This window comes from Promicromonospora sp. NPDC060271 (genome assembly GCF_042726755.1).
Taxonomy (GTDB): Bacteria; Actinomycetota; Actinomycetes; order Actinomycetales; family Cellulomonadaceae; genus Promicromonospora.
The window spans coordinates 1-15,897 of record NZ_JBHXBG010000131.1; the positions used below are offsets into that span (position 1 = coordinate 1).

At 70.5% G+C, this 15,897-nt stretch carries 16 protein-coding genes; 2 read left to right on the plus strand and 14 right to left on the minus strand.

Annotated elements, in window-relative coordinates:
* Positions 1-10: 10 nt before the first annotated feature.
* The 7 genes from pstB to ACFWE2_RS18495 form a co-directional block, all read right to left on the minus strand.
* Positions 11-790, minus strand: a complete 780-nt coding sequence (gene pstB / locus ACFWE2_RS18465) for a phosphate ABC transporter ATP-binding protein PstB (RefSeq protein WP_377225677.1) — start codon at positions 788-790, stop codon at positions 11-13.
* 49 nt (positions 791-839) lie between these two features.
* Positions 840-1,790 (minus strand): phosphate ABC transporter permease PstA, encoded by a 951-nt coding sequence (pstA, locus tag ACFWE2_RS18470; protein WP_377225678.1) that lies wholly within the window; start codon positions 1,788-1,790, stop codon positions 840-842.
* Positions 1,790-2,782 carry a phosphate ABC transporter permease subunit PstC gene (pstC, locus tag ACFWE2_RS18475; protein WP_377225679.1) on the minus strand — a complete coding sequence of 331 codons (993 nt, stop codon included), beginning with the start codon at positions 2,780-2,782 and terminating at the stop codon, positions 1,790-1,792. The genes pstA and pstC overlap by 1 nt, the downstream gene beginning before the upstream one ends.
* Positions 2,783-2,941: 159 nt before the next feature.
* On the minus strand, positions 2,942-4,045 hold the full coding sequence (locus tag ACFWE2_RS18480; RefSeq protein WP_377225680.1) for a phosphate ABC transporter substrate-binding protein PstS: 1,104 nt from the start codon (positions 4,043-4,045) through the stop codon (positions 2,942-2,944).
* Positions 4,046-4,215: 170 nt separating this feature from the next.
* Positions 4,216-5,349, minus strand: a complete 1,134-nt coding sequence (gene pstS / locus ACFWE2_RS18485) for a phosphate ABC transporter substrate-binding protein PstS (protein WP_377225681.1) — start codon at positions 5,347-5,349, stop codon at positions 4,216-4,218.
* A gap of 117 nt (positions 5,350-5,466) precedes the next feature.
* Positions 5,467-6,165 (minus strand): response regulator, encoded by a 699-nt coding sequence (locus ACFWE2_RS18490; protein ID WP_377225682.1) that lies wholly within the window; start codon positions 6,163-6,165, stop codon positions 5,467-5,469.
* Positions 6,162-7,421 carry a sensor histidine kinase gene (locus ACFWE2_RS18495; RefSeq protein ID WP_377225683.1) on the minus strand — a complete coding sequence of 420 codons (1,260 nt, stop codon included), beginning with the start codon at positions 7,419-7,421 and terminating at the stop codon, positions 6,162-6,164. The genes ACFWE2_RS18490 and ACFWE2_RS18495 overlap by 4 nt, the downstream gene beginning before the upstream one ends.
* A gap of 275 nt (positions 7,422-7,696) precedes the next feature.
* Between ACFWE2_RS18495 and phoU the strand changes: the two genes are divergently transcribed.
* Both phoU and ACFWE2_RS18505 read left to right on the plus strand, forming a co-directional pair.
* Positions 7,697-8,344 (plus strand): phosphate signaling complex protein PhoU, encoded by a 648-nt coding sequence (gene phoU / locus ACFWE2_RS18500; RefSeq protein WP_377225684.1) that lies wholly within the window; start codon positions 7,697-7,699, stop codon positions 8,342-8,344.
* Between the two features lie 126 nt (positions 8,345-8,470).
* Positions 8,471-9,211, plus strand: a complete 741-nt coding sequence (locus ACFWE2_RS18505) for a phosphoglyceromutase (RefSeq protein WP_377225685.1) — start codon at positions 8,471-8,473, stop codon at positions 9,209-9,211.
* Between the two features lie 36 nt (positions 9,212-9,247).
* Here ACFWE2_RS18505 and mshA read toward each other — a convergent pair whose 3' ends face one another.
* From mshA to ACFWE2_RS18540, 7 genes are all read right to left on the minus strand, one after another.
* Entirely contained in the window at positions 9,248-10,603 is a 1,356-nt protein-coding gene (mshA, locus tag ACFWE2_RS18510) for a D-inositol-3-phosphate glycosyltransferase (protein WP_377225692.1), read from the minus strand.
* Complete coding sequence (locus ACFWE2_RS18515) at positions 10,603-11,715, minus strand: lactonase family protein (protein ID WP_377225686.1); 1,113 nt, start codon at positions 11,713-11,715, stop codon at positions 10,603-10,605. The genes mshA and ACFWE2_RS18515 overlap by 1 nt, the downstream gene beginning before the upstream one ends.
* 109 nt (positions 11,716-11,824) lie before the next feature.
* Positions 11,825-12,157: an Lsr2 family protein gene (locus ACFWE2_RS18520; RefSeq protein WP_377225687.1), complete on the minus strand. Its 333-nt coding sequence runs from the start codon at positions 12,155-12,157 to the stop codon at positions 11,825-11,827.
* 176 nt (positions 12,158-12,333) lie between these two features.
* Positions 12,334-12,516, minus strand: a complete 183-nt coding sequence (locus ACFWE2_RS18525; RefSeq protein WP_377225688.1) for a hypothetical protein — start codon at positions 12,514-12,516, stop codon at positions 12,334-12,336.
* 39 nt (positions 12,517-12,555) lie between these two features.
* On the minus strand, positions 12,556-14,082 hold the full coding sequence (gene lysS / locus ACFWE2_RS18530; protein ID WP_377225689.1) for a lysine--tRNA ligase: 1,527 nt from the start codon (positions 14,080-14,082) through the stop codon (positions 12,556-12,558).
* A 99-nt stretch (positions 14,083-14,181) separates the two neighbouring features.
* Entirely contained in the window at positions 14,182-15,111 is a 930-nt protein-coding gene (gene nadC / locus ACFWE2_RS18535) for a carboxylating nicotinate-nucleotide diphosphorylase (RefSeq protein ID WP_377225690.1), read from the minus strand.
* Positions 15,108-15,776: a GntR family transcriptional regulator gene (locus tag ACFWE2_RS18540; RefSeq protein ID WP_377225691.1), complete on the minus strand. Its 669-nt coding sequence runs from the start codon at positions 15,774-15,776 to the stop codon at positions 15,108-15,110. Before ACFWE2_RS18540 ends, nadC begins: the two co-directional genes overlap by 4 nt.
* Positions 15,777-15,897: the final 121 nt, after the last annotated feature.

Consider the following 15,897-nt stretch of genomic DNA (forward strand, 5'->3'; position numbering starts at 1 on the left):
CTGAGCCAGGTCACCCGAAGCGGCCCGAGACGTAGTCCTCGGTGGCCTTCTCGGCGGGCGACGAGAAGATCGTCGCGGTGTCGTTCATCTCGATGAGCTTGCCGGGCTTGCCCGTGCCCGCGATGTTGAAGAACGCCGTCCGGTCGCTCACGCGCGCGGCCTGCTGCATGTTGTGCGTGACGATGACGATCGTGTAGTCCTTCTTGAGCTCCTGGATGAGGTCCTCGATCGCCAGGGTGGAGATCGGGTCCAGGGCCGAGCACGGCTCGTCCATGAGGACCACCTGCGGCTTCACCGCGATGGCGCGCGCGATGCAAAGACGCTGCTGCTGCCCACCGGACAGGCCGGAGCCCGGCCGGTCGAGGCGGTCCTTGACCTCGTTCCAGAGGTTCGCGCCGCGCAGCGACGACTCCACCAGCTCCTCGGCGTCGGACTTGGAGATCTTGCGGTTGTTCAGCTTCACGCCCGCCAGCACGTTGTCCCGGATGGACATCGTGGGGAACGGGTTCGGGCGCTGGAACACCATGCCGACGGTACGGCGCACGGCCACCGGGTCGACGTCGGCGCCGTAGAGGTCGACGCCCTCCAGCTCGACGGAACCCTCGACATAGGCTCCCGGGATCACTTCGTGCATACGGTTGAGGGTGCGCAGGAAGGTCGACTTGCCGCAGCCCGACGGACCGATGAAGGCCGTAACGGACTTGGGGTCGATCGTCATGGACACGCCCTCGACGGCACGGAAGTCGCCGTAGTAGATGTTGACGTCCTTGACGTCGATGCGCTGGGCCATCGTTGAGTTCCTTCGGGGCTGTATGGCTTCGGGTGAGCTGAGGTGCGGTTCAGCGGGTCTTCGGTGCGAACCAGCGGTTCACGAGGCGACCGGCGATGTTGAGCAGCATCACTATCGCGATCAGCGTCAGGGCGGCGCCCCACGCGTTCTGCAGGGCGATGTCGGCCACGCAGTCGGCCTGGCCCTCACGGCACGTCGCGAGGCCCTGGCTGTACTGCCGGTAGATGAACACCGGGAGGGTCATCATGCGCCCCTCGAACGCGTTGAAGTTGATCGAGTCGGTCACGCCCACGGCGACCAGCAGGGGCGCCGTCTCGCCGATCACCCGCGCGACGGAGAGCAGCACACCGGTGGTCAGGCCGGCCACGGAGGTCCGCAGCACCACCCGGACGATGGTGAGCCACTTGGGCACGCCGAGCGCGTACGACGCCTCGCGCAGCTCGTTGGGCACGAGCTTGAGCATCTCCTCGCAGGACCGCACCACCACGGGGATCATGAGCACGGACAGTGCCACGGCGCCCATGAGCCCGAACCGCGCGCCCGGTCCGAAGAAGATGGTGAACAGCGAGACGGCGAACAGGCCGGCCACGATCGACGGGATACCCGTCATGACGTCGACGAAGAAGGTCACCGACCGGGCAAGGGGCCCCCGGCCGTACTCGACCAGGTAGATGGCGACCAGGATGCCGATGGGCACCGAGATGAGCGCGGCCCAGCCGGTGATGATCAGCGTGCCCATCATGGCGTGGTAGATACCGCCGCTGGGGTCGCCGCCGAAGATGCCGCGCATCGAGTAGGTGAGGAACTCGATGCTGATCCGGCCCGCACCGTTGAACAGCACGGTCCAGAGCAGTGAGACCAGCGGCAGCATGGCCAGCCCGAAGGCGCCCCAGATGAGCACGGCCATGATGCGGTCGGTGCGCCGGCGGCGCGGCTCGGCGGTGGTCAGGAGCGCGCGGGTGCGCTCGGTGGAGTCCATGGTCGAGGTGTCGGCGCTCATCAGTTGGCCCCCGAGAATTCCTTGCGGCGGGCGACGATGGCCCGCGCGGCCATGTTCACCGCCAGCGTGATGACGAACAGGGCGAGGCCGGTGGCGATCAGGGCGTTGATCGCCAGGCCGCTCGCCTCCGGGAAGTCCAGGGCGATGTAGGCCGCGATGGTCTGCTGCTGCGCGGCCTGGAGGATGTTGAACGAGTACAGGAAGCCGGGCGAGAGGATCATCAGCACGGCCATGGTCTCGCCGAGCGCGCGGCCGAGCCCCAGCATCGCGGCGGAGATGACGCCCGACTGGCCGAAGGGCAGCACCGCGGTGCGGATCATCTCCCAACGGGTGGCCCCGAGGGCGAGTGCCGCCTCCTCGTGGAGCTTCGGCGTCTGCAGGAAGACCTCGCGGGAGACCGCGGTGATGATCGGCAGGATCATCACGGCCAGCACGACGGAGACGGTGGCCAGCACGCGCCCTGTGGTCGACGCGTCGCCGGCGAACAGCGGGAACCAGCCGACGTACTCGCCCAGCCAGGTCCACACGGGCACGAGCACCGGGGTGAGGACGGTGAATCCCCAGAGGCCGTAGACGACCGACGGGATCGCCGCGAGCAGGTCGACGAGGTAGCCCATGAGCTGAGCGAGCCGGCGCGGCGCGTAGTGCGAGATGAAGAGCGCGATACCCATGGCGACGGGGGTGGCCATCAGCAGCGCGAGGACGGCGGCGAGCAGCGTGCCGAACACGAGCGGGCCCACGTAGGCGATGAACGACGTGTCGTCGGGGTATCGCGGCACGGTGTCGGCGAGCACGGCCGGGCTGGCTGTCATGGCGGGCCACGCCCGCACGATGAGGAACAGGGCGACCGCAGCCAGAGTCGCGAGGATCAGCGCGCCCGACCCGGTAGCGATCCAGCGGAATGTCCGGCTGAAGCCTCGCTCGGTGTCGCCGCTCGACCCGCGGCGCCGCGCGGGCGTCACGGAAGCGGGCGGGCTGTCAGTGGTCGTCACAGATTTTCCTCGCCTTGTCAGGTCTGTGTGAGTCTGTTCAATGCTTGCGTCAAGCCTGGCACAGCCGACCGGTGTCCCCGGGCCGGACGAGCGTCTGCGGTGCTCGTCCGGCCCGGCCACCGGCCGGCTGTCACGTGCTCAGGTACTGCTTCAGCCGGGTCAGCCGGCCGTGATGGCCTCGACCGACGGCAGGAACTGCTCGATGAGCGTCGCCGGCAGCGGGGCGGAGCCCGCCGAGTCGGCGGCGGCAGCCTGGCCCTCGTCGCTCAGGATGTAGGTGTAGAAGCCCTTGACCAGGTCGGCGGTGGCCGCGTCCTCGTACGTGGCGCAGGCCAGGTGGTACGAGACCAGGACGATCGGGTAGGTACCCGGGATGTCGCGCTTGAGGTCGTAGGCGAAGACGTGGTCGCCGGCACCCTCGACGGGGTCCGATCCCTCGACGACGGCGGCAGCGGCCTCCGGGCTGTACGGCACGAACTCGTCGCCCACACCCACGGCGACCGTGCCCAGGTCAGCGATCTGCGACGCGTCGGCGTAGGTGATGGTGCCCTCACCGGCCTGCGCGGCGCTGACCACACCGGAGGTGCCCTGTGCGGACTCCTGGCCCTCGATGGGCCAGATGCCCTCGGGCTCGTAGGTCCACACGTCGGGGACCACCGTGTGCAGGTACTCCTGGAAGTTCTCCGTCGTACCCGAGTCGTCCGAACGGTGGATGACGGTGATGTCGGTGCTGGGCAGCTCGGCGTCCGGGTTGTCGGCGGCGATCGCGTCGTCGTCCCAGGCGGTGATCTCGCCGGCGAAGATCCCGGCGATGGCCTCAGGGGAGAGGTTCAGGCTGTCGACGCCCTCGAGGTTGAAGGCAACCGCCACCGGGGAGATGTACCCCGGGTACTCGATGACGCCACCCTCGCCGCACTGGGCCTCGGCGGCAGCCAGCTCCTCGTCGTCCAGCGCGGAGTCCGAGCCGGCGAACGCGAAGGCGCCGGAGATGAAGTTCTCACGGCCGCCGCCGGAGCCGGTCGGGTCGTAGTTGACCGTGACGTCGGGGTTCGCGCTCTGGAACCCGGCACGCCAGGCCTCCATCGCGGACTCCTGCGACGACGCACCGCCACCGTTGAGCTCACCGGAGAGGCCCGTGGCACCCTCGGAGCCTTCGCCGCCGGGGGTCTCGGCGCCGGGGTCGGATCCGCAGGCTGCGAGGCTCAGCGCGAGCGCGCCCACCATGACAGCGGAGCCAACGCGGGGGAATCGGCTGATCTTCACGTGTCGTTCCATCCTGTTCAAGTCGTACGCCCGGCGATCGCCGGCGCGTCAGTCGGGACGCTAGGCAGGTGGAGTGACCTGCTCACCAGATATGGGTAAACGGAGGGTGAACAAGGTCGCGTGGAGCGGGTGATCCGCAACACGCCCACCATGGCACGGCCCGGCATTCTTCACCCGTCGGTCCGCTGCTGGGTCAGATAGATGGCGTCCGCCGCCTCGGCGATCCACACCTGGAGGTCGCTCGAGATGACCGCGCTGCCCGCCGCCGCGGCGGCCCGCTCCTGCCCCTCGGGGGACGCCACGTACTCGACGAACTCCTTGACGAAGGTCCCCTTGGCCCGGTCCTCGTACCGCGAGCAGACGACGAGGTACGAGACGAGCACCATCGGGTAGGCGAAGGGCTTGTCGATCTTCCGGTCGAGCACGAACGAGAGGTCGTGCTCGTAGCGGTTCTCGATCCGCGGCGAGACGTCGACGACGGCCGCCGCGGCGTCCGCGGTGTAGGGCACGTACTCCTCGCCCACCTTGATGGCGACGCGCCCGAGGTCGGTGGTCGCCGAGGCGTCCGCGTAGGTGACGCCGCCCGGCGTCGACCGGACGGTCTCGGTGACCCCGCTCGTCCCCTCGGCCGCGAATCCTCCGGCCAGCGGCCACAGACCGTCCGGCTCGTGGGGCCACGCCCGCGGCGCGGTCTCGTGGAGGTAGTCGGTGAAGTTCTCGGTGGTGCCCGAGTCGTCGGACCGGTGCACCGGCGTGATGTCGAGCGCGGGCAGCTCTGCCTCGGGGTTGGCCTCCGCGATCGCAGGGTCGTCCCAGCGCGTGATCTGACCCGTGAAGATCCGTCCGATCACATCGGACGACAGGTTCAGCCGGTCGATGCCGTCCAGGTTGAAGGCCACGGCGATGGGGCTGATGTAGACCGGCAGGTCGATGGCGTTCCCGCCGTCGCACGCCGGGCCGGAGGCCGCCATCTCCTCGTCGCTGAGCGCGACGTCGGACGCACCGAACGCCGTGTCGCCCGTGAGGAAGGCCTCCCTGCCGTCACCGGAGCCGGCCGGGTCGTAGCTGATCGCCGCGTCGGGGTGCCGCTCCTGGAAACCGGTGATCCACGCCTTCATCGCCGTCTCCTGGGACGAGGCACCCACCCCGTGGAACTCCCCGACGATCACGGGACCGGGCTCGACGCTCGGCTCGCCCTCCGCCCCGAGACCCGGCAGCCCGACGGCCGCGCAGCCCGCCAGCGGCACAAGAAGTGCGCCTGCGGTGGCGGCAGCGACGAGACGGGTGTAAGGGGAGGTGCTCACGGACGGCGAAACTACTCACGGACGCGGTCTCGCGAGCAAACGTCAGGTGAACGGAAGGTGACCAGACACTCGATCACCCGGTGACGTGCGACACCGGCGGCCGCACGCCCGTGCGGCTCACGCCTCGTCGTCGGCCAGCTTGTAGCCGAGGCCACGCACCGTGAGGAGGTGCTTGGGCGCACCCGGGTCCGGCTCGATCTTCGACCGGATGCGCTTGACGTGGACGTCGAGCGTCTTGGTGTCGCCCACGTAGTCGGCGCCCCAGACGCGGTCGATGAGCTGGCCCCGGGTCAGCACCCGGCCCGCGTTCCGCATCAGGAGCTCGAGCAGGTCGAACTCCTTGAGCGGCAGGGCCACCAGCTCCCCGGACACCGTGACGGTGTGCCGCTCCACGTCCATCCGGACCGGCCCGACCTCGAGGACGCCGTCCTCGTCGTGGTCCGCCGAGTCGCCCGGCTGCCGGCGGCGGAGCACCGCCCGCACCCGGGCCAGGAGCTCGCGGTAGGAGTACGGCTTGGTCACGTAGTCGTCGGCGCCGAGCTCCAGGCCGACCACCTTGTCGATCTCCGAGTCCTTGGCCGTCAGCATGATGACGGGCACGTCGCCGCGCGCCCGCAGCTCCCGGCACACCTCGGTACCGGACAGCCCGGGCAGCATCAGGTCGAGCAGTACCAGGTCCGCCCCCTCCGCGTCGTACGCGGCGAGCGCCGAGTTGCCGTCGGCGGCCTCGATCACCTCGAAACCCTCGCGGGTCAGCTGGTACGTCAGCGGATCCCGGTACGACTCCTCGTCCTCGACCACCAGGATGCGCGTCACGCGCCTACCTCCTCGTTCTTGGCGGCCACGTCCTCCGTGGCCTCGTGCTGACCCTGCCCGTTGTCCTGATCCTGCTGGTCCTGCTGGTCCGCATCGCGCGGGGCGCCCCGGTTCCCGGCGTCGGGCCGGTCCGCGGAGGGGATGCGCAGGGTGAAGGTGGAGCCCCGGCCAGGCTCGGACCACATCGTGACGTCGCCCCCGTGGTCGGCGGCGACATGCTTGACGATACTCAGTCCGAGCCCGGTACCGCCGGTGTCGCGCGAGCGCGCCGGGTCCACGCGGTAGAAGCGCTCGAAGACCCGGTCCTGCGCGTCCTCCGCGATGCCGACACCCTGGTCGACCACGGCGATCTCGACGAGGCCCGCCCGCTCGCTCACTCCGACGCCCACGCGGCTGGCGGGCCCTGAGTAGGCGACGGCGTTGTCCACCAGGTTGCGGACCGCGGTGACCAGGAGGTTGTGGTCGCCGTAGACCTCGGTGTCCAGGTCGCCGCCCATGGTGATGGCGATGTTCTTGGAGTGTGCGGTGGTGCGGGCGCGGTCGACCGCCTCCTCCACCACCTCACGGATCGGGACGGGGGTCAGCTTCGGCATCGCGCCGGCGCCCTGCAGACGCGACAGCTCGATGATCTCCTGCACCAGGGCGGACAGCCGGACCGCCTCGCGCTGCATGCGTTCGGTAAACCGGCGGACGGCGACCGGGTCGTCCGCCGCGTCGGCCACGGTCTCTGCCAGCAGCGCCAGCGCGCCGACCGGCGTCTTGAGCTCGTGGGACACGTTGACGACGAAGTCGCGGCGGATCGCCTCGACCCGGCGCGCCTCGGTGCGGTCCTCGGCGAGCACCAGCACGCGTTCGAGGCCCAGCGGAGCCACGCGCACCTGCAGGAGCACCGTGCCCTGGCCCACCGGGCCGCGGGGCAGCTCCAGCTCCTGCTCGCGGATCACGCCGTCGCGCCGCACCATGGCCACGAGGTCGGTGATCGCCGGATGCACGAGGGCGTCGTTGCGCACGACGCCCAGCGCGTAGGCGGGCGGCGACGCCCGGACGACCTCGTCCTCGCCGTCGAGCACGACGGCGGCGGAGCGCAGCACGGAGAGCACACGGACGAGACCCGCGTCGAGCTCGTCGGGTTCGGCCTGTGCGAGGGCGTGCTGCTGCCGCTCGGAGACGCGGAATGCCACTGTGGCAACCACGCCGACGATCACGCCGAGGATTCCGGCGGCCAGCACCGGCACCCCGGAGATGATTCCGTCCACGCCTCCAGGGTAGGTCGACGTTTCAACCGCTGGACGACGTCGGTAGGCGCTCAAACGATCGTGTCGCCTACTGTTCATGTCAGGGAGGAAGAGCGTTAACCTCCCGGTACATCGCGGCGCCGAACCTTGGCGGGTGCGGGCGGTAGCTGTGCCGTGCGCCGTTCGGGACGTGTCCGGACGGGCGGCCCGGCCGCGCGTCGGCCCTGCCCGCCCTTCTCGGCGGCGCGTCAGCGGACGCGTAACCGCCCGCGCGCCCCGAGTGCGAGAGGAAACCGATGCGACAGATCTTCGAAGCTGAGCTCCAGCAGGTCGGAGACGACCTGACCGAGATGAGCAGGCTCGTCGAGTCCGCCATCACCCGTGCCGGCACGGCGCTGCTGGAGGCCGACCTCCAGCTGGCACAGGAGGTGATCGCCTCCGACAAGACCATCGACGCCATCGAGGACTCCCTCGACGAGCGGTGCATCCACCTGCTCGCGCAGCAGGCGCCGGTCGCCACCGACCTGCGGATCGTGGTGAGCGCCCTGCGGATGAGCGCCTCCCTCGAGCGGATGGGCGACCTCGCCCGGCACGTGGCCCAGGTGGCGCGCGGGCGCTACCCGGCGCAGGCGATCGTGCCGGAGGCACGGGACACCTTCGCGAAGATGCACGAGGCCGCCGTCCGCGTGGCCCAGCGCACCACCAAGCTGCTCGCGACCCGCGACCTCACGGTGGCCGAGGCGATCGAGCGGGACGACGACATCATCGACGCGCTGCACCAGGAGACGTTCAACCTGCTGCTCGCGCCCGAGTGGCAGGGCACCGTGCAGGAGTCCGTGGACGTGACCCTGGTCGGCCGCTACTACGAGCGGTTCGGCGACCACGGCGTGTCGGTCGCCCGCCGCGTGACGTTCCTCGTCACGGGTGACTTCCCGGAGTCGTAGGGCTCGCGCCCGCTCCGCCGTCGGCTCCTCGTTGCCGGACAGGTCGTTGCCGCTTCCAAGGCTTGGTCGCTTCCAAGGCTTGGCGGCGGCAACAACTGTCTCCGCGCCGATGGCAGGATGGGAACCATGACCTACACCCTCGTGCTGCTCCGCCACGGCGAGAGCGAGTGGAACGCCAAGAACCTGTTCACCGGCTGGGTGGACGTCGCCCTCTCCGAGAAGGGCGTCGAGGAGGCCAAGCGCGGTGGCGCGCTCCTCAAGGAGGCCGGCGTCAACCCCGACATCCTGCACACCTCCCTGCTGCGCCGCGCGATCATGACGGCGAACCTGGCGCTCGACGTCGCCGACCGGCACTGGATCCCGGTCAAGCGGAGCTGGCGCCTCAACGAGCGCCACTACGGCGCCCTGCAGGGCAAGGACAAGAAGCAGACGCTCGCCGAGTTCGGCGAGGAGCAGTTCATGCTGTGGCGCCGCTCCTACGACGTGCCGCCGCCGGAGATCGAGCTGGGCTCCGAGTTCAGCCAGGACACGGACCCGCGCTACGCCGACGCCCCCGTCGTCCGCACCGAGGCCCTCAAGCTCGTGCTCGAGCGCGCCCTGCCGTACTGGGAGAGCGAGATCGTGCCCGACCTCAAGGCTGGCAAGACCGTGCTGGTCGCGGCACACGGCAACTCGCTGCGGGCGCTGGTGAAGCACCTCGACGGCGTCTCGGACGAGGCGATCGCCGGGCTGAACATCCCGACGGGTATCCCGCTGGTGTACGAGCTGGACGAGGAGACCCTCGCCCCGGTGACGCCGGGCGGCACCTACCTGGACCCGGAGGCCGCGAAGGACGCGATCGCCGCGGTGGCCAACCAGGGCCGCTGACCCTCCGCACGCCGAGATAGAACTTTCGCCTGAGTTCTATCTCGGCAGGGGGTGCGGTCTGGTCGCGTGGTGCTTGCGCGCCTGCTCGTAGACGTCCAGGATCTCGTCGGCTGCGCGGTCCCAGCCGAACCTGGTCGAGGAGGCGCGAGCGCCAACGGCCAGGCGGGCGCGAAGCACGTCGTCGTCCAGGAGGCTCTTGAGGACGAGCGCCCAGGTCTCGGGCTCGTGGTCGGGTACGAGGACCCCTGAGACGCCGTCCTCGACCACGGTGCACAGCCCGCCCACCGCTGCCGCGACGACCGGGGTGCCCGTCGCCTGCGCCTCCGCCGCGACGAGGCCGAACGACTCGCTGTGCGACGGCACGGCCACCAGGTCGGCGGCCCGGAAGTAGTCGGCGAGCGCCTGCTGCGGCACCGGTGGCCGCACGAGCACGTGGGCGGCCACCCCCTCCTGGTAGGCGAGCGCCTCGAGCTCGCGGACGGCGGTCGGCCGGCCCGACGCGCCGCCCAGCACCACGAGCAGGGGCGGCCGACCGTCTCCCTCCTGCCAGACCCGCTCCCCCAGTGCCCGGACCAGCACGTCCGGGCCTTTGAGCAACTGCACGCGCCCCGCGAACAGCACGATCTTCCGGTCCACCGGCAGCGCGAGGTGCTCCCGCAGCCCGGCCTGTCGTGTGGCCCGACGGCGGTCCCGCTCCGCCGGGTCTCCCGCGGCGACGTCGGGCGGCGGGGAGAACACACCGAGGTCGACGCCTGGCTGCACCACGCGCACCCGGCCGGGGTCGGCGCGGTAGTCGCGCACCAGGTCGGTCGCCTCCTGCTCGGTGTTCGCGACGAGGACGTCGGACTCCGCGACCACCTGCTCCTCCCCGATGATCCGGCCGTGCGGTTCAGGGGCGTCCCCCGGTGCAAGGGAGGCGTTCTTGACGCGCGCCATGGTGTGCATGGTGTGCACCAGCGGGACGTCCCAGCGCTCCGCCGCGAGCCAGCCGACCTGGCCCGAGAGCCAGTAGTGCGTGTGCAGCACGTCGTACCAGCCCTCCGGCCGGTGCGCCTCGGCCCGCAGCACACCTGCCGCGAACGCGCAGAGCTGGCCGGGCAGGTCGTTCTTGTCCAGCCCCTCGTACGGGCCTGCCGAGACGTGGATGACGCGGATGCCTGGTTCGGCGTCGGTCACCTTGGGCTGGGCGGACGTCGTCGCGCGCGTGTAGATCTCCACCTGCGCCCCGCGCCGGGCGAGCGCCCGGGACAGCTCCAGCACGTACACGTTCATGCCGCCCGCGTCGCCCGTCCCGGGCTGCTCCAGCGGCGACGTGTGCACGGAGACCATGGCGACCCGCAGCGGGCGGTTCGCGCCGGGCTCGCCGAGGCCGGGAGGCAGGCTGTCCCGCATCATGCCTCCAGGACGCACGCAGGCACGGGCAGCTCCAGTCGGTCCGTGATCTCGCCCTTGCCCGAAGCGCGGTCGAGCCGGACGGCGATCAGCTCGTCGGTGAGCTGCGCCGCCACGACCACGAGGCCGCCGTCGGCCAGGACCGTGTGGTGGCGCGGCCAGGCGCCGGCACCGAGGTCGACGTCGGCGACGTTCTCGACGACCAGGTGCCCGACGGCGCCCGGCACGGTGTCGTCGAAGCCCTCCGTCGTCGCGGCCGCGTCGTGGATCCGGAGCACCGACAGGACGTCCGGGCCCCGCACGCCCACGTGCACCAGGTCGCCGGCCACGGTGATGTGCGAGGGGTAGCCCGCTGCGCCGTCGGGCGTGGTGCGTGCCGTGATGGCCACCGAGCCGACGTGCTCCAGGCGACCGGGGCCGGCGGGGACCAGGACGTGCAGCCTGCAGTCCAGCTCGCCCGCGACGAGAACGGTGCCGTCGGCGAGCTCCACGAGGTGGCGCGGGCCCGTACCCGGCGGCAGGACGGCGGCGACGGTGCCGCCCGACGGTTCGGCGTCGGTCCCGGAACCGGCCCCGGGACCGGCCAGGGGGTAGGTGCGCAGCTCGTCGGTGCCGAGGTCGGACACGAGGACGCGGTCCCCCCACACGTGCACGAAGTGGGCGTGCGGGCCCTCCTGCCGGTCCTCGACAGGGCCGGTTCCCTCGTGCGGCAACGTGTACGGCTCGCCGAGTGCGCCGTCGTCGGCGAGTGGCACCACGGCGGCGATGCCGTCACCGTAGTTGGCCACCCAGGCGGCCGAGTCGGTGGCCACCACATGGCACGGGCCAGAGCCGCCCGAGGCGGTGGTGGCCGCGAGGGTGAGCGTGCCGGCGTCGGACACGCGGAAGGAGGTGAGCCGGCCGGGCCCTGCCTCACCCACCGCAACGAGCGTCCGCCCGGAGGGGTGGAGCGCGAGGAACGACGGCGAGGCGACCTGCGCGACGAGCTCGCCGCCGGTGAACTTTCCGCCGGGTCCGATACCGACGCGCCAGATGCCCTCACCTGTCCCCGGCTCGGTCTCGGCCTTCGGGTAGGTGCCGATCCACAGGGCAGCAGCGGTTGGGGTGCTCATGCAGCCAGCCTAATGACGTTTCGCCCGTGCTCCGGCCGGGATGCACGACGCCCCGGCCACCCCGCAGAGGGGGTGCCGGGGCGCAATATGCAGTCGTGCGGGCGACGCGTCAGCCGTTGGCCTTCGCGTAGGCCTCCTGGACCTCTGCCGCGATACGGCCGCGGTCGCTCACGGTGTAGCCATTGCCCTTGGCCCATTCGCGGACCGCCGCGGTGTCGCTGCCCGAACGCGACCGACGCGTGGTGCCGGCAGCGCGCGCGACCGGCGACTTCACCTTGCGTGCGTGGCCGACCCACGAAGCGAGCGCGTCGCGCAGCTCGGCCGCGTGCTCGGCATTGAGGTCGATCTCGTAGGAGACGCCGTCGAGGCCGAAGTTCACGGTCTCGTCGGCGGCACCGCCATCGATGTCATCTTCGAGAACAAGCTGAACCTTCTGGACCATGCGGGTACTTCCCTTCCGAGCCACAATTTCCGGGGTTAGTTCGTGAGCATGCCGCACTCAATATTGACATGTCAATAATGGTCGTGTGACACCGATCACCAAAACTTCACCCGGCGCAGTTGAACTGCGTGGATTTTGATCCGGAAGGTCACCAGGGATAACCTCGGCCGCACGGATCAGCGCGAAGAGGAATTCTCCGTGTTTTCTGCTGCCGCCACCATGCCCTCGCGATCCATTCGCTCGAGGGCCTCTCGCTCGTGACGGTCCGCGCGAAGGATCTTGCGCATGGCAAACCAGAACAACAGGCCGACGCCCACCGAGGGCGTGAGCCCGGCGAGCACCGCGAGCGTCGTATCCATCACAAGATCCTCACAAACTCATCGGGTGGTTCGAATTCCTCAGGCCTGCGGCTTCACCAGCGGGAAAAGGATGGTCTCGCGGATGCCCTGACCGGTGAGTGCCATGAGCAGACGGTCGATGCCCATGCCCATTCCGCCCGAAGGGGGCATCGCGAATTCCATCGCGGTCAGGAAGTCCTCGTCGAGCAGCATCGCCTCGGCGTCGCCCGCCGCGGCCATCCTGGCCTGCGCCTCGAAGCGCTGCCGCTGGATCACCGGGTCGACCAGCTCTGAATAGCCGGTGGCCAGCTCGAAGCCACGGATGTACAGGTCCCACTTCTCGACCTGTCCCTTTTCCGTGCGGTGGTCCCGGGTGAGCGGCGACGTCTCCACGGGAAAGTCGCGCACGAACGTCGGAGCGGTCAGGTGGTCGCCCACCCGGTGCTCCCAGAGCGTCTCGACGAGCTTTCCGTGATTCAGGATCTTCTTGTTGCCGACCTCGACATCGAGCCGGCCCGCGATCTTCTCGAGCTCCTCCACCGACGTGTCGGCCGTGATCTCCTCGCCCAGGCTTTCCGAGAGCGAGTCGTACATACGCAGGTTTGCCCATTCTCCGCCGAGCTCGTACTCGGAGTCGTCAGGAAGGGTCACGAGCGTGGTACCGAGAACGTCCAGCGCGGCCGTCTGCACCAGATCCTTGGTGAGTGCCCCGATGGTGTTGTAATCCCCGTAGGCCTCGTACGCCTCGAGCATCGCGAACTCCGGCGAGTGTGACGAGTCGGCACCCTCGTTCCGGAAGTTCCGGTTGATCTCGAAGACCTTCTCGACGCCGCCGACGACGGCCTTCTTGAGGAAGATCTCCGGCGCGATACGCAGGAAGAGGTCCAGGTCGTACGCATTCATGTGCGTCGAGAAAGGCCGCGCGGACGCGCCGGACGCAATGGTCTGCAGCATCGGCGTCTCGACCTCGAGAAAGCTGCGGCGGTGGAAGTTCTCGCGCAGCGACCGCACCACGCCGGCGCGCAGGCGCACCATGTCGCGCGCCGCGGGGCGCGCGATGAGGTCGACGTAGCGCTGCCGGACACGCGCCTCCTCGGACAGGTCCTTGTGCAGCACCGGGAGCGGGCGCAGCGACTTGGCCGCCATCTGCCACTCGTCGGCGAAGACGCTCAGCTCGCCCCGTCGCGACGCGCCGACACGGCCGCGCAGGAAGAGGTGGTCGCCCAGGTCGACGTCGGTCTTGAACGCGGCGAGCGCCTCCTCGCCGAGCACGGCGAGGCTGAGCATGCCCTGGAGGCGGTTGCCCTCGCCGTCCTGCAGCGTGACGAAGCAGAGCTTGCCGCCGATGCGGACGAAGACCACCCGGCCGGCGATGCCGACGACGTCGTCGGTCTCCTGGCCGGCCTCGAGGTGGCCGTACTTCGTCCGGACGTCGGCGATGGTGTGCGTGACCGGGACGCCGACGGGGTACGCCTCCGTGCCCTGTGCCAGGAGGCGCTCACGCTTCTCGCGCCGGATCCGCAGCTGCTCGGGCAGGTCGTCGGTCGGCGGGGTCGCGGCGTTCTCGGCACCGGAGTTCTCAGTCACGCATTCGATTCTATCGGTGCCCATCACCCGCTGAGTGCGGGATTTTCGCCCGGTTGGCCACACCTGAGGGACGAATATCCCGCACTCAACGACAGGAAGTCAGGGGTTGAGGTCCAAGGCCAGGTCCAGGATGGGGGCGCTGTGGGTCAGGGCTCCTACCGAGAGGTAGTCCACGCCTGTGGCCGCGACCTCTCGGGCCTTCTCGAGCGTCAGGTTGCCGGTCGCCTCCAGTTCGACGTGCGTGGGGACGCCGTCGCGCCCCTCCCGCTCGCGGACGGCGGCCACGGTCTCGGCGAGCAGCGCAGGCCCCATGTTGTCCAGCAGCAGGAAGTCCGCGCCCGAGGCCAGGGCCTCCAGGGCCTGGGCGGTCGTGTCGGCCTCCACCTGGATCTGCACGTCGGGGAATCTCTCGCGGACGGCCGCGACCGCTGCGGCGACCGACCCGGCGGCGACCACGTGGTTGTCCTTGACCATGGCGACGTCGTACAGGCCCATGCGTTTGTTCGTGCCGCCGCCCGCGCGTACCGCGTACTTCTCCAGGGCGCGCAGGCCCGGCGTCGTCTTGCGGGTGTCGAGGACCTGCGCGCCGGTGCCCGCCAGCTCCGCGGCGAAGGCGTGGGTCGCCGTCGCGACGCCGGACGCGCGGCTCGCCAGGTTGAGCAGCGTGCGCTCGGCCACGAGCAGCACCTGGGTCGGCCCCTCCAGGGTTGCCAGGACCTGGCCGGCGGTGACGGCGTCGCCGTCCTGCGCGTGGAACGTGACGCTCGGGCTCGCCAGGTCCAGGCGGGACGCCACCTGGTCGAGGACCTCCCGCACCACCACGAGGCCCGCTACCACGCCGCCCGCGCGCGCCACCAGCCCTGCCACCCCTGCGGCCGACGGCGGGATGGTCGCCTGCGAGGTCACGTCGCGGCCCGGGGCGGACCCGAGGTCCTCGTCGAGCGCGATGCGCACGGTCCGGGTGATCCAGGCGGCGTCGAGCCCCGGGGTGACCGTGCTGGGGGTGTCGAGGACGGGGAGAGTGCTCACCGGCTCACCGTATCCGGAGCGCTGCCGGTGCCGGCGCCGTCCACCATGTCCTGGAGCGTGCGCTCGGAGTCCGCGAGGTAGCGGTTCAGGTCGGCCGCGGCGCCGTCGGCGTCGCCCGCCAGGAACCGGCGCAGCAGGCCCGCGTTTCGGTCGACGAAGCCGTCGAAGAAGGCGCCGTTGTCGCCCAGGAGGCCGAACGACAGGCGCAGCTCCGCGGAGAGGTTCGCGTGCACACGGTCGAGGCGGGGACTGCTCGCGAGCGCCACGATCCCCGAGTGGAACCGCATGTTGGCGGCGGCGATGTCGCGCCAGTCGCCGCCGAGGCGGGCGGCGAGGGCCGCGTCCACGGCGTCGCGCATGATGCGGGCCCCTGGGTGGGCGGGGTCGCCCGCGGCGAGCACGGGGACCTCGATGAGCCGCCGTACGCGGTAGATGTCGACGATGTCGGCGAGGGTGGGACGCGCGACGGCGACGCCGGCGTTGGGACGGCGCACCAGCAGGCCCTCGTGGACCAGGATCCGGAAGGCCTCGCGCAGGGTGTTGCGGGAGACGTCGAGCGTCTCGCTGACCGACTGCTCCGAGAGCCGCTGCCCGGGCGTCAGCCGGCCGGTGACGATGAGCTCGCGGATGGCGTCCGCGCTCCGCTCGGCTCGATCGGTTGTCACCGACCCATCGTACGGACCTCCCGACGTCCGTTGAGTGCTGGGTATATGCGGGGGATGGCCCCGTGTACCCGCAGATATCCCGCCCAAAACCATGGGGGGGGGGGCGTAGGCCGTGTCCAGG